Origin of the sequence: Corallococcus sp. AB038B, assembly GCF_003668955.1 — a bacterium.
Taxonomy (GTDB): Bacteria; Myxococcota; Myxococcia; order Myxococcales; family Myxococcaceae; genus Corallococcus; species Corallococcus exiguus.
Genome location: NZ_RAWO01000010.1, coordinates 156,503 through 170,204, shown reverse-complemented (window position 1 = coordinate 170,204; position 13,702 = coordinate 156,503). Strand labels below are relative to the sequence as shown.

Below are 13,702 nucleotides of genomic sequence, written 5' to 3'. Positions count from 1 at the left end.
GCTAGTTCTTGCGTGACCGCGAACGGGCCGAGGGCTTGGACGCCCCAGACGCGCCAGAAGAACCGCTACCCGACGGGGACGGACGGCCGCGTCCGCGCCCCTTCTTGGGCGTGGTGCCGGGCTGGTCCACCGCCTTGGGCGGCGCGCGCAAGAGCGAACGCGAGGCGGGCTTCAGGCCCAGGTCCATGTCCTTGAGCAGCTGGACGCGGTCGCGGAACTCGGCGGCCTTCTCGAACTGCATCTCGTCCGCGGCCTTGAGCATGTCGGCGCTGAACTCCTTGATGAGGCGCTGGATCTCCTTGGGCTCCAGGAGGTCGTTCTCCCCTTCCGCCGCCATGGGCAGCGCGCCCGCGCCCGCGTCGTAGTCCGGGATGTTCGCCGTGAAGTCGGTGATGTTGCTCTTCACGGACCGCGGCGTGATGCCGTGCTCCAGGTTGTACGCGCGCTGGATGTCGCGGCGGCGCGTCGTTTCATCCATGGCGCGCTTCATGGAGTCGGTCATCTGATCCGAATACATGATGACGCGCCCGTTCACGTTGCGCGCCGCACGGCCAATGGTCTGGATGAGCGACACGTGGCTGCGCAGGAAGCCTTCCTTGTCGGCGTCCAGGATGGCCACGAGCGACACCTCCGGGATGTCCAGGCCCTCACGCAGCAGGTTGATGCCCACGAGCACGTCGAACTCACCCCGGCGCAGGTCGCGGATGATGGCCATGCGCTGGATGGCGTCGATGTCCGAGTGCAGGTAGCGGACCTTCACGCCCACGTCGCTGTAGTACTCGGTGAGGTCCTCCGCCATGCGCTTGGTGAGCGTCGTCACCAGCACGCGCTCCTTGCGCGACACGCGCACGCGGACCTCTTCCAGCAGGTCGTCCACCTGGTTGCCGGCGGGGCGCGTCTCCACCTCCGGGTCGGTGAGGCCGGTGGGGCGGATGATCTGCTCCACCACCACGCCCTTGGACTTCTGCAGCTCGTACTCGGCGGGGGTCGCGGAGACGAAGACGGCCTGGGGGACCATCTCCTCGAACTCGACGAACTTCAGCGGCCGGTTGTCCAGCGCACTGGGCATGCGGAAACCGAAGTTGACCAGCGTCTCCTTGCGGGCGCGGTCGCCTCGGTACATGGCGCCAATCTGGGACACCGTCTGGTGGCTCTCGTCGATGAGCACCAGCAGGTCGCGCGGGAAGTAGTCGATGAGGCACGGAGCCGATTCACCCGGCGCGCGCCCGGTGAAGTGGCGCGAGTAGTTCTCGATGCCGTTGCAGTAGCCGACCTGTTCAATCATCTCCAGGTCGAACATGGTGCGCTGCTCCAGCCGCTGCGCCTCCAGCAGCTTGCCCTCCGCCTTGAACTTCTGGAGCTGTTCGGAAAGCTCGTCGCGGATGGTGCGCATGGCGTTCTGCCGCGCTTCCGGGCCCGCGACGTAGTGGCTGGCGGGGAAGATGACGATCTTCTCCAACTGGCCCAGCGTCTGGCCGCGCAGCGGGTCGAACTCGGTGATGCGCTCCACCTCATCGCCAAAGAAGCTGACGCGCACGGCGCGCTCTTCCTCGTAGGCGGGGAACACCTCCACGGTGTCGCCGCGGGCGCGGAAGGTGCCGCGGTGGAAGTCCAGGTCGTTGCGCTCGTACTGGGCCTCCACCAGCTTGCGCATGAAGCCGTCGCGGCCCATGTCCTCGCCTACGCTGGCGCGGATGGCCAGGTCCACGTAGCTGCGCGCGGCGCCCAGGCCGTAGATGCAGGACACGCTGGCCACGATGATGACGTCGCTGCGGGTGCGCAGGCTGTGCGTCGCCGAGTGGCGCATCCGTTCGATGTTGTCGTTGATGGACGAGTCCTTCTCGATGAAGGTGTCCGTCGACGGGACGTAGGCCTCGGGCTGGTAGTAGTCGTAGTACGAGACGAAGTACTCGACGGCGTTGCTGGGGAAGAGCGACTTGAACTCGCCGTACAGCTGCGCCGCCAGCGTCTTGTTGTGCGCGATGACCAGCGCGGGCCGCTGCACGTTGGCGATGAGGTTCGCCATCGTGAACGTCTTTCCCGAGCCGGTGACGCCCAGGAGGGTCTGGTAGCGGTCGCCGCGAAGGAGGCCCTCGGTCAACTCCCCGATGGCCCTGGGCTGGTCGCCTTCTGGCTTGTGCTCACTGACGAGTTCGAACTCCGGCATAGGGGACAGATCTAACATCCCCGCTGCTTGTGTACTGAACCTTCGTGCACGTCCGTCCGACAAAGGACGGGGCGCCCGCCTACTTCACGGCCGGGGCCTTCAGTGCCTCCAGGGACTTCAGGCGAGCGGCCTCGAACTCGTCCCCCTTGTTCCACACGGGCATTAGCGGGGCCTTCGCCACCTGGGCGCCCACGAGGAAGAACAGCCGGGTGTCCTCCACGGCGCCGGACAGGTCCCACTCCGGGCGGACCTCGTCGGAGGGCTGATGGTAGTGCTTCGCCTCCCACTGGCCGCGCTGCGCCTTGCCCCACCCTTCTGGCCGGCCAATGAAGTCCATGCCGCTGCCGAAGTAGGCGGCGGGAATGCCCTGCCGCGCGAAGTTGAATTGATCCGAGCGGTAGAAGAACCCACGGTCGGAGAGCTGATCCGCCTTCACCGTGCGGCCCTGCGTCTTCGCCATCGCGGTGACGAAGGTGTCCAGGGACGACTTGCCCAGGCCGATGACGGTGATGTCGCGCGTGCGGCCCAGCACGTTGCCACCGTCCACGTTGATGTTCGCGGCGATGCGGCCCGGGGGCATTGGCGGATGCGCCGCGAGGTACGCGGAGCCCAGCAGGCCGTACTCCTCCGCGGCCACCGCGGCGAAGAGGATGGAGCGGCGCGGCGGCGTGGGCAGCGAGGTGAAGGCGCGGGCCACGGACAGCATCGAGGCCACGCCCGCCGCGTTGTCCAGGGCACCGTTGTAGATGACGTCCTCGCCGGGCTTGCCGTCGTCCTTCTTGCCCAGGTGATCATGGTGCGCGCTGTAGAGCACCACCTCCTTCGCCAGCGTGGGGTCGCTGCCGGGGAGCAGGCCCAGCACGTTCGCGGTGGGCCGGCGGCGCACCTCGTTGGTGAGGCCCAGGGACACCTTCACGCCCAGCGGCACCGGGCGGAAGTCGCGCTTCTGGGCGGAGGCGCGCAGCGCGTCCAGGTCCTGCCCCGCGAGCTTCATCACCTGCTTCGTGGCGTCCTCGGTCGTCCACGCCTTCACCTGGAGGCGGGGCGCGTCGCCCGCGGGCAGTTCGAACTGCTCGCCGGTCCACGACGTGCGCACCACCTGCCACGGATAGCCGGCGCTCGGCGTGGTGTGGATGATGATGGCGCCCGCCGCGCCCGTCTTCGCCGCCTGCTCGTATTTGTAGTCCCAGCGGCCGTACCAGAGGCGTGCCTTGCCGCCGAAAAGGCGCGGGTCGTCCTCCGGATCATTGTTGAGGATGACCAGCGTCTTGCCCTTCAGGTCCGCGCCCTTGAAGTCGTCCCACTGGTACTCCGGCGCGACGATGCCGTAGCCCACGAACACCAACTCGGACGCGTCCAGCTTCGCCTCCGGGGCCTGCACGCCGGACACGGCGATGAAGTCCTCGCGCGGCTGGAGCTCCACGCGGCCCTCCTTCGCCTGGAAGGTCATGGGGCCCGGGCGGCTGTGGATGCCCATCAGGTCGAAGCGCTGGAGGTAGCTGCCGTCCTCCGCGCCCGGCTTGAGGCCCAGGCCCTCGAACTGCGTGGCGATGTACTCCTGCGCCAGCGCGTCGCCGCGCGTGCCGGGGCCCCGGCCTTCCAGCAGGTCGCTCGCGAGGAAGCGCACGTGCGCGCGCAGGAGGTCCGCGGTGATGGCCTGTTCGGCCGTCTTCTCCTGCGGCGTGACAGAGGGCGCGCCCGCCGCCAGGACGGGCACCGAGCCCAGAGAGCACAGCGAGACGAACAGCGCGGGGAGGAGCCTCATGCGCCCGTGCGTAGCATGGCCGCACGGGCGCCCCCCAGCGGGTTTTCAGGAGGCGGGCGCCGCCACCTTCCAGGAGGTGCCGGCAGGCGTATCCATGATGTCCACGCCCAGGGTCTTGAGGGCGCCTCGCACCTCGTCCGCCTTCGCGAAGTCCTTCGCGGCGCGCGCGGCGGTCCGCTCGGAGAGCAGCCGCTCCACCTCCGCCACGTCGATGCCACGCTCACGCACCGCGCGGTCGCGACGGCGCAGGAGCCACTCACCCGGGTCGTCCTCGAAGACGCCCAGGACGCGGGACGTCTCGCGCACCTGCTCGCGCAGCGCCTGGAGCGTGCGGCCCACCAGCGGCTTGTCCTTCACGGGCGGCTTGTCGGTCAGCTCGTTCATGAAGCCGAAGAGCCCGGACAGCGCGCCCAGCGCGCTCGCGGTGTTGAAGTCGTCGTCCATGGCGGACTCGAACTCCGTGAGGAAGCGCGCGGGGTCGCCGTGCAGCGGGCCCTTGCCGAAGTCCTTGCCCGCCACGCGCTCGTCCACCTTGCGCAGCGTTTCGTAGAAGTACTCCATGCGCCCTTCCGCGTCCTGGAGCGCCTTCTCCCCGAAGTTGAGCGGGTGGCGGTAGTGCGTGGAGAGGAAGAAGAAGCGCAGGGCCTCCGCGTCCACCTTGGCGAGCGCGTCGCGCAGGCGCACCACGTTGCCCAGCGACTTGGACATCTTCGCGCCTTCCAGGTCCAGGAAGCCGCAGTGCATCCAGTACTTCGCCATCGTCTGGCCGGTGGCGGACTCGCTCTGGGCGATCTCGTTCTCGTGGTGGGGGAAGATGAGGTCCAACGCCCCGCCGTGGATGTCGAAGGTGCGGCCCAGGAACTTCTCGCTCATCGCGGAGCACTCGATGTGCCAGCCCGGACGGCCCTTGCCCCAGGGGCTGTCCCACGACGGCTCACCGGGCTTCGCCGTCTTCCACAGCGCGAAGTCCAAAGGCTGGCGCTTGAGGTCGCCGGGATGCACGCGCTCGCCCTGGCACAGGTCGTCCAGGTGGCGCTTGGACAGCTTCGCGTAGTCCTCGTCCTTGTCGACGGCGAAGTACACGTCGCCCTTCGCCTCGTAGGCGTAGTCCTTGTCCACGAGCGTCTGGATGATGGAGACAATCTCCGGGATGGTCTCGCTCACGCGCGGGGACACGTCCGGTTCACGCAGGTGCAGCGCGCGGGCGTCCTCGCGGAAGGCCTCCACGAAGCGCGAGGCCAGGTCCACGGGAGCCTCACCCGTCTCGTGCGCGGCCTTGATGATCTTGTCGTCGACGTCCGTGTAGTTGCGCACGTACGTCACCTTGAAGCCCCGGTAGCGCAGGTAACGGACCACCACGTCGAAGGACGTGAAGGTGCGCGCGTTCCCGATATGGATGTAGCTGTAGACCGTAGGCCCACAGACGTAGACCTTCACTTCGCCGGGCACGAGCGGCTCCAGCGGCTCCTTCTGCATGGACATCGTGTTGAAGAGCCGGATGGATGGGGGGGCCACGGTGGAGGGTCCTCCTTTGGGAACAGGGCGGGCGCGGCACTTGCGCAACGCGATACACACTCTAGGATCCCGGGTCCCACACAGGCCAGCACTTGGCGTTGGAAGCGTCGGATAGGGAGAATCGCCGCATGGCTCCGCCGAATCCGAAGCGTCCGCCGCGCCCTCCCCGCCCTCCAGGGCAGCAGGCGTCGTCGGATGACCCGTCGGAGGAGCTCCCGTTCGACGACGACGAGGTGGCCCCCCTTCAGGCGGATGACCCTCGCCCGCAGCGCGTGCCCCAGTATCCGGCAGGCCCCCGGAAGGCGAAGCGGCGGGGCCCGGGCGAGCGCGCCCGGTCCGACCGCGAGCTGTCTCCCCGGTATGACTGGGCGAAGGAGTACTCGGATCCGGGCCTGACGCCCGCGTTCGTGTACGTGGAGCGAGGGCCAGGTGCCGGGCAGCTCGTGCCCCTGCGCCAGGGCTCCATCACGCTGGGGCGGTCCTCCACGTCGGACCTGCGGCTCCAGCATGCGTCCATCAGCCGGCGCCATGCCCAGCTGACCCGGCGGGGCAATGTCTTCATGGTGCGCGACCTGGGCAGCCAGAACGGCACCTTCGTCAACCGCCTGCGCATCAAGGGCGAGGTGGAGATCAAGCCCGGGGACGAGCTGAGTCTGGGCAACGCGACCTTGCGGCTGCGCGGCTCAGGGGCCGGGCCAACGATGAGCCGGACGTCGCTGGATCCGCTGCTGCCTCGCATGGCGAAGCGCCGGCTGAACGGGGTCGCCGTGGCGGTGGCCGCGGCGGTCGTGGGCTCCGCGGTCGCGGCGTTGATCAGCGTGGTGGCCATGCGTACAGCGGACCGGAGTCCCGCGCAGGCACCGGCGGAAGGTACGCCCGCCAGGGCCCCTGGACCTCCAGCGGCGCCCGCGAAGGAAGCCCAGGAGACCGGGGCGGCGGCGCCCGCGAAGGAGGCCCAGGAGACCAAGGCAGCGGCGCCCGCGAAGCAGGCCACCAGCGTTGGTGGGGAGGCGCCCGCGAAGGGGCCGAATCACGGGACTCCGGGAGCCGCGAAGGTCGTCAGCGCTTCGGACATCGCGCGGAGGGCCCAGGCGGGACAGGTGACTCCAAGTGCCTCGGACATCGCTCGCGGCCTGCATCCAGGCACCGGTGCGATGACGAGGGACACGGCTCCGAGCGCCCAGGAGGTCGCGAAAGGCTCTGGACCTGCGAAGGCGAGCGAACCCCATACGCTCTCTTCGAGCGCGGGCCAGGTCACTTCCGCGTCCGGGCGGAAGGCGCTTCCTTCGATCGAGCCGTCAGGGCCCTCGGACGAGAGCAAGCGCGCGGACATCCTCGCTCGCTATGAAAATGGCGACGTCGCCGGGGCGCTGGCCCAGGCGAAGCGCGCGAACCTCACGCCCCTGGTGCAACAGCTCACCCGCTTCCAGACCGCCAACGCCGCGGCCCGGACCGCCCTCGAGCAGAAGGACCGTCCCCGGGCACTCGATGCGCTCAGCGCCGCAGTGCGGGCGGACAAGGAATTGTCCCAGGGCTGGAGCCGCCAGGGAAACAGCCTCCGCCGCCAGCTCGTCGGGCTGTACGTGCGCACAGGCCAGGAGGCCGTTCGCGCCCAGCGCTTCGACGACGCCCGAGCGGCCTTCACCGCCGCCCTCCAACACGACGCGGAGAACGCCGAGGCCCGGGCACAGCTCGCGGCGCTCGAGACGCAGGCGCCTTGATTGAGCAGTCCCGCCGGGCTCCGGAAACACGACGCCCCGGATTCCATCGAGGGAACCCGGGGCGCGGGGTGCGAACGCGACGGCCACTGGGGCCTTCGCGCTACGCGGGGACTCAGGCGAGGTTGAAGATCTTCTTCAGGTCGGACTCGACCTCTTCCTCGGTGCAGTCCTTGGCCAGCGACAGCTCCTTGATCAGCAGGGAGCGCGCCGTGTCCAGCATCTTGCGCTCGCCGAACGACAGGTCCTTGTCGCCCTTGAGCAGGTAGAGGTCGCGGAGCACCTCGGCGATTTCGAAGACGGAGCCCGTCTTGATCTTCTCCATGTACTCGCGGTACCGGCGATTCCACGTGGTGGAGTCGACGGAGATGTCCTTCTCGCGGAGGATGGAATAGACCTGCTTGACGTCCTCTTCGCTGATGATTTCCCGGAGACCGACCGATCCGACCTTGTTGATCGGGATCATGATCCGCATCCCGTTCTCCAGGATGCGCAGCACGTAGAACGACTGGCGCTGCCCGGCGACCTCGGTGTGCTCGATGCCCATCACCTCACCGACGCCCTGGCCCGGATAAACCGCCTTGTCACCAGTCTTGAAGCTGGTCTGCACTAACTGCCTCCTTGGAGAAAGCTTCGACCCCGGCCTTCACGCCCGCCACTACTACCACAAACTACATCCACGGGCAACGAAATCGCCTTGACCACCCGATGACAGCCACACTACGGTGTCCGGTTTTGTGTGCGGTGTCGCTCGGTGTGTGAGCGCCACGAGACGGACGGGGCGGTGGGTGGGGGTGGGTGTTGGTTCGTTTTTCGTGGCGTGACCTGGGTACGCGTCCGTTGTTCTTTCCAGCGCTGAGCCTCTTGCTCGGCGCCCTCTGGGCAACCGGAACAGAGAGCTTCGCCGGGGTATTTCTCCTCTGCGCGCTTTGCCTGGGTGGGTTGGGCGTGGCGCTCGGCCCCTTGCCTGGCGCGCATCTGGCGGTGCTCGGCGCGCTGGCCCTGACGGGCGCGGGGCTTTCCGCCCTGGAGGCCCGGGTCGACATCCCTCCTTCCCTGAATGAAGGCGGCAGCGCGGTCCTTGAGGGCGAATTGGAGCGCGTGGAGCGCTTCGATGGCGCCGTGAGGCTGCGGCTCACTGTGGCCCGCGCAGGGCTGATTTCGGAGCTTCCGGCCGCCGCCCGCTTCCGCGTCAGCCTTTCCGGACGGGGTGAGGGTCTGGAATTGCACCCCGGGCAGCGCGTGCGGGTGGAAGCGAAGCTCGTGCCGGATGCGCCTCCTTCGAATCCGGGCGAGCGGGACTTCTCGTCGGCGCGGCGGCGGCAGGGCGTGGCCTTCACGGGCGGCTTCGTTCCGGGGCGCGTGCTGGCGCTCTCCCCTGCCCCCTCGTGGCGACTCGCGCTGGAGGACGTGCGCGGGCGGCTGACGACGGCGGTGCATGGGGTCGCGCCCTCGGCGGACGCGGCGGCGCTTTTCCTCACGTTGGCCGCCGGGCAGCGCGCGGACCTGGATGCCTCCTGGGAGGACGCGTTCTCGCGGGCAGGGCTCGCGCATGTGCTCAGCGTCAGCGGGCTGCACGTGGCGGCGCTCGCGCTGATGACGCTCGCGCTGCTCAGGCTGGGGATGGTGCGGCTGGGTGGGCGCTGGAGGACGCTGGAGGCACGGCGGTGGGCGGCTCCGGCGGCGGTGCCCTTCGTCTGGGCCTATGTGCTCTTCACGGGGAACCAGGCGCCCGCGGTGCGCTCGGCGGTGATGGCCACGGCGGTGCTGCTGGGCCTGTCGCTGTGGCGGCGCGCGGATGGGCTGAATGGCTTGTCGCTGGCGGCGCTGGTGCTCGTCGCCTGGGCACCTTCCAGCGTCGTGGACCTGTCACTCCGGCTGTCATTTCTCGCGGTGCTGGGGCTGGTGCTGCTGTCGCCCGCGCTGCGCGAGGCCCTTCCCCTGGACCGGCCGTCTCCTTCCGAGCCCCGGCGGCTGAAGCGGTGGGCCGCCCAGGCGCGGGAGACCGTGGCGCAGACGTTGTGCGCGAGCGGCGCGGCGACGCTCGTGGGGCTGCCCGTGGTGGCGGCGGCGTTTGGCCGGGTGAGCCTGGCGGGGCTCGTGTCCAACATCGTAGCCCTGCCCCTGTGCGGACTGCTTACCGGGCTCGCGGCGGGCGGCGCGGCCCTCTTCGTCGTGGCGCCGGTCATGGCGACGCCGGTGCTGTGGTCAGGCGCCTGGGCGTCGGAGCTCCTCCTCGTGCTGACGCGCGTCTTCGCGGCCGTGCCCTTCGCGGCGGTGGAGGTGCCGGGCCTGGGGCCATGGCTTGGCGGGGCGTACGCGGCGGGGCTGGGCGCCTGGGCCCTGGGTTCGGGGCGCTGGCGATGGCTGGGCCTGCTCGTTCCGGGGGCCGTGCTGGGTGCACTGCTGCTGCCCGTGCTCACTCCGGAGCCCGCGCTGCGGATCACCTTCCTCTCCGTGGGCCAGGGGGACGCGGTGGTGCTGCGCTCCCGGGGACACCATGCGTTGGTGGATGCGGGTGGCGTTCCGGAGGGCGCGGATACCGGGGAGCGGTTCGTCCTGCCCTTCCTCAAGGCCGAGGGCGTGTCACGGTTGGATCTCGCGGTGCTTTCCCATCCGCATCCGGACCATGCGCTCGGGCTCGTGTCGACGCTGGCCCAGGTACCCACCGAACGCCTGTGGCTGTCCGCGGGGAGCGCGGACGGGCCGCTGTCCCGGCGGATCATCTCCGCCGCGAAGGGAGCCACGGTGGAGGAGGTGGAAGTGGGGCATCCCGCGTTCGTTCTGGGCGAGGCGACGCTGGAGGTGCTGGGGCCTCCCGTGGACCGCGAGCTGATGGAGGGCGCGAACGACCGGAGCGTGGTGCTGCGCGTGCGCCATGGCGACGTCACCGTGCTGCTGGCGGGCGACGTGGAGGCGGAGGGCGAGGCCGCGCTCGAGGAGGCGCTGGGGCCGGTGACGGTGTTGAAGGTGCCGCACCACGGTTCACGCACGTCATCCACCGCGCCGCTCCTGGAGCGCACCCGGCCGCGTCACGCGGTGTTCTGCGTGGGCCGGCGCAACCGCTACGGGTTCCCCCATCCGGAGGTGGAGGCGCGCTACCGGGCCCTGGGCACCGAGTGCTGGCGCACCGACCGCGATGGGGCCATCACCCTGGAGAGCGACGGCGAGGACGTCCGGCTGGTGTCCTTCCTGCCACGCGTGGATTCCGCTTCGCCCCCCGTTGCCGGGAGTGGGGGGCAGGCCCAGCTTGAACGGTGATGATCTCCGACGACCTGGATCTCCGGCAGCTCACCGCGCAACTCAAGGCCCGCCTGGGCCCTGGCGAGCCCGTGGGCTACCTGCGCGGCAAGTCCCTCATGCGCGACATGCTGCTCGACATGAGGGACAACCGGTTCTCCGAATTGGAGGCCGAGGAGCTCGTCGACACGCTGGAGTCCCGAGGCTTCGTGCGCTTCCTGGGCGACCCGGCGGAACGCTCCGTGGCGGATGCTCCGTGGGACATCTCGCCCCACGCCTGACGCGCCGGCCTACTGGAAGACGAGCCACCCGAAGCGCGGCAGCGCGTGGAAGTCTCCGATGAAGAGCGGGGAGAAGGACTGGCCTTCCACCTGCCGGCGGTCGTGGTGCTCCAACCGGTAGAGGTTGAAGCGCCAGCGCTCGCCCGGCTGGGGCGGAATGTGCGGCACCTCCGCGAGCCGGTTGAACGGGATGGCCATCTCCACCGTCCAGCCCTCGTCGCGGTCGGACGCGTCGTCCAGCGTGCCGCGCACCTTCACCGCCGTCCTCATGCCTGAGTCCCACGAGCGGTCCATGCCCTGGCGCCGCGCGGGGAAGTACGCGTCGAAGATGACGTTGTGCGGAGACACCTGCAGCTCGTTGTACGTGCGCCCATCCGCGTTGGCGTCGAGGAACACCTCCACGACCTCCTGCTCGTAGATGGAGTCGTCGCGGTTGCGCATCGTGCCCCAGATGTCCGGGTCCTCCACGTCGAAGGCCACGTACAGGTTCGCGTCGTCGTAGACCATGCGCGCCTGGGTGCGCAGCCGCACGGGCCGGCCGTCGAAGCTGCCTGCGAGCGTCACCGGCTTCGCGCTCTTCCAGGCCTCGTCGTCCAGCGCCCCGTCGACCACCGGCGCCTTCTTCACGCGCGTGACGGCGTACTCCGGCAGCGCGGGGGGCTCGCCGCCCAGGAGCGGGCCACGCATCCGGTTGTCACCCGACTGCATGCGCGGATCATCCACCGCGAGCCGCTCGTCGCCCTTCCAGAAGCCCAACGCGAGGCGTGCGGGCGTGGCGGGCATGGCGACGGTGTGCACGTCCTCCAACACCCGGCCCACGGGCCAGGTCTCCAGCGGCGCGGCGCCGTCCTGGAACTCGTGATCCGCGTTGGCCAGCATCTGGCCGCTCTCCGGATCCACCACATGCACGAAGAAGTGGAAGCCCTGGGGCGGCGGGCGCACGGCCTGGAAGTAGTGCGCGATGCGCACCGGCTGCCCCGGCGGAGCCTGCTCCGGCGTCACGCGCGCGCCCAGGTAGACGACAGAGCCTCCGGCGAAGGTGGCGCCGCTGCGGAAGGTGAGCCCCTCCGGAGCCGCGTCGAGCGTCCGCAACGTCGTGGGCGCGGGCAGCTTGGGCGTGCGGTGGGCGGGGCCCGCCTGTTCATCGCGGCAGGCGCCACCCACGAACAGGACGGAGGACAGCAACGGGACGAGGGCAAGGGAGCGGAGGCGCATCGAAGGCGCGGAGTCTACCCTTCCCTGCCCTCCTGGAAGCGTTCTTCCTCGGGTGGGGCAGCGCGCTTCCCATGCATGGGCAACCCGTCCGCAAGGGAGGGCGGCCGAGCCTGCGGGCCCCCGAGACCCGGTTGGCATGGACGAAAGTCCACCCCACTTTTCGGTCCAACACAGGGAGGGGACCACATGAGCAAGGGATTGTTGGCTGGCGCGGCGGCGGTGGCGGTGTTGGCGGCGGGTTCCGCACAGGCGGCTTCGACGGAGCTGCGCAGGTCGGCGGACATGCGCGGCCTGACGTTCCTCGTGGGCGGCGGTGTGGAGGGCTACACCAGCGGCCTGCGAGACCAGATTGATCCAGGCCTGGCCTACGGCGTGACGGTGGCCATCAAGCCGACGAACGTGCTGGGCATCGAGCTGGGCTACACGGGCGCCATCAGCAACTTCAACGACAGCCGCGTGCTGACGACGGACACCAGCGGACCGGACATCGTGCGCAACGGCGCGCAGGCAGCGGTGACGCTGGGCCTGACGGCCACGCCGCTCCAGCCGTACGTCATGGGCGGTGTGGGCCTGAGCCGCTACAACGTGCGCTCCGCCGCCCTGGGCTTCCAGGACGACACGGTGGGCAACGTGCCGGTGGGCGCGGGCCTGCGCCTGCACATCGGCAGCTTCACCGCGGACGCGCGCGTGAACTACAACTTCCTGTTCGACCAGGAGTTCGCGCTCACCGTGCCGCCGTCCGACGTGAACCTGGGCGGCGACGAGACGTTCAGCAGCGGCGGCCGCTACGTGGGCACCATCAACCTGGGTGCCACCTTCTAGACAGAAGCGATGGCCCGCCGCCGTCCCGGCCTCCGGACATGGGGGGCCGGGGCTGGATGGGGCCTGGGGGCAACCTCGCGAAAATGCGACGTCCGGTGGCAGGCGTGACGCTTGCTGCCGGGCGTCCGCATGCGCTTCGAATTCGAGCACCTGGGCACCCCCACCCCGTTCGAGCTGACCGAGGGCCACCACCTCCTGGGCGGCGGTCCCGACGACCATGTCCACCTGGAGGGCCTTCCTCCGGGGCTGTTGACCCTGCGCATCGGCTCCGGGCGGCTCATGGTGGAGGCGGTGCGCAGCTTCACCGTGAACGCGGTGCGCGTGCTGCCCGGCGTGTCGCGTCTGGTGGTGCCCGGCGAGGTGCTGGGCCTTCCGGACGGCATGTGCCTGCGCGTGCTCGCCGAGCCGAGCGCCCCCGGGCGCGGCGTGGGCACCGTCGCGGTGCTCAAGGGCCTGCTGACGGACGCGGACACCCCGCCGTCGCGCGCCGCCTCCCTCACCTGCCTCACCGGACTGGACGTGGGCCGCTGTCACGCGCTCGCGGAGGCGTGCACGGACATCGGCCGGGGCGACGGCGCGGCCCTGCGGCTGCGCGACCGGGCCGTGTCGCGGATGCACGCGCGGATCCGCCGCGAGGACTCGGGCTTCTTGCTGGAGGACCTGGGGACGCCCAACGGCGTGTTCCTCAACGGCGTGCGGCTGGAGGCCTCCGCGCGCCTGGCGGACGGGGACGTCGTGGAGCTGGGGCGCTCGCTGCTCCGCTTCCAGGCGGCGTTTGACGAGGCCTCAGGGGAAGCACGGCCCGTGCCCCGGCCGGTCGCCGTCGTGGAGGGACCCTCGGACACAGGAACGCCGCGGCCTCCCGAAGGAGGGCCACGGCGCCTGGAGGGATGGATCATCGCCGGGGCCGTCGCGCTGGCCCTGGGTGCTCTGCTCGTCACCTCCCTGGTGGCGGCGACAGGCTGAAAGTGCGCGCGCC

Annotated in this window: 10 protein-coding genes; 5 read left to right on the top strand and 5 right to left on the bottom strand. The window is 70.0% G+C overall.

Annotated features, from left to right (window positions below):
• Position 1: 1 nt before the first annotated feature.
• The 3 genes from uvrB to cysS all read right to left on the bottom strand — a co-directional run bounded on the left by uvrB (position 2) and on the right by cysS (position 5,447).
• Positions 2 to 2,167, bottom strand: coding sequence for an excinuclease ABC subunit UvrB (uvrB, locus tag D7Y04_RS30795; RefSeq protein ID WP_233601648.1), 2,166 nt, complete (start codon positions 2,165 to 2,167; stop codon positions 2 to 4).
• Positions 2,168 to 2,246: 79 nt separating this feature from the next.
• Entirely contained in the window at positions 2,247 to 3,932 is a 1,686-nt protein-coding gene (locus D7Y04_RS30790) for a M28 family metallopeptidase (RefSeq protein WP_121761601.1), read from the bottom strand.
• A 45-nt stretch (positions 3,933 to 3,977) separates the two neighbouring features.
• Entirely contained in the window at positions 3,978 to 5,447 is a 1,470-nt protein-coding gene (gene cysS / locus D7Y04_RS30785) for a cysteine--tRNA ligase (protein WP_121761600.1), read from the bottom strand.
• Between the two features lie 128 nt (positions 5,448 to 5,575).
• On the opposite strand from cysS, the gene D7Y04_RS30780 reads away from it, so the two are divergent.
• Positions 5,576 to 7,168: an FHA domain-containing protein gene (locus D7Y04_RS30780; protein WP_121761599.1), complete on the top strand. Its 1,593-nt coding sequence runs from the start codon at positions 5,576 to 5,578 to the stop codon at positions 7,166 to 7,168.
• 112 nt (positions 7,169 to 7,280) lie between these two features.
• Here the strand turns inward: D7Y04_RS30780 and D7Y04_RS30775 are convergent, their stop codons facing one another.
• A complete protein-coding gene (locus tag D7Y04_RS30775) occupies positions 7,281 to 7,775 on the bottom strand; it encodes a CarD family transcriptional regulator (RefSeq protein ID WP_120533482.1) in 495 nt (164 codons plus the stop codon).
• Between the two features lie 338 nt (positions 7,776 to 8,113).
• Here D7Y04_RS30775 and D7Y04_RS30770 point away from each other — a divergent pair, with 338 nt between their 5' ends.
• Together D7Y04_RS30770 and D7Y04_RS30765 are read left to right on the top strand one after the other, a co-directional pair.
• Positions 8,114 to 10,426 carry a DNA internalization-related competence protein ComEC/Rec2 gene (locus D7Y04_RS30770; RefSeq protein ID WP_233601647.1) on the top strand — a complete coding sequence of 771 codons (2,313 nt, stop codon included), beginning with the start codon at positions 8,114 to 8,116 and terminating at the stop codon, positions 10,424 to 10,426.
• Positions 10,426 to 10,686 (top strand): hypothetical protein, encoded by a 261-nt coding sequence (locus tag D7Y04_RS30765; RefSeq protein ID WP_120566442.1) that lies wholly within the window; start codon positions 10,426 to 10,428, stop codon positions 10,684 to 10,686. Before D7Y04_RS30770 ends, D7Y04_RS30765 begins: the two co-directional genes overlap by 1 nt.
• 9 nt (positions 10,687 to 10,695) lie before the next feature.
• On the opposite strand, the gene D7Y04_RS30760 is transcribed toward D7Y04_RS30765, so the two are convergent.
• Positions 10,696 to 11,901 carry a carbohydrate-binding family 9-like protein gene (locus D7Y04_RS30760; protein ID WP_121761597.1) on the bottom strand — a complete coding sequence of 402 codons (1,206 nt, stop codon included), beginning with the start codon at positions 11,899 to 11,901 and terminating at the stop codon, positions 10,696 to 10,698.
• A gap of 186 nt (positions 11,902 to 12,087) precedes the next feature.
• On the opposite strand from D7Y04_RS30760, the gene D7Y04_RS30755 reads away from it, so the two are divergent.
• Together D7Y04_RS30755 and D7Y04_RS30750 are read left to right on the top strand one after the other, a co-directional pair.
• Positions 12,088 to 12,723 carry an outer membrane beta-barrel protein gene (locus tag D7Y04_RS30755; RefSeq protein ID WP_120581394.1) on the top strand — a complete coding sequence of 212 codons (636 nt, stop codon included), beginning with the start codon at positions 12,088 to 12,090 and terminating at the stop codon, positions 12,721 to 12,723.
• Between the two features lie 129 nt (positions 12,724 to 12,852).
• Positions 12,853 to 13,689, top strand: a complete 837-nt coding sequence (locus D7Y04_RS30750) for an FHA domain-containing protein (protein WP_121761683.1) — start codon at positions 12,853 to 12,855, stop codon at positions 13,687 to 13,689.
• The last annotated feature ends 13 nt before the right edge of the window (positions 13,690 to 13,702 follow it).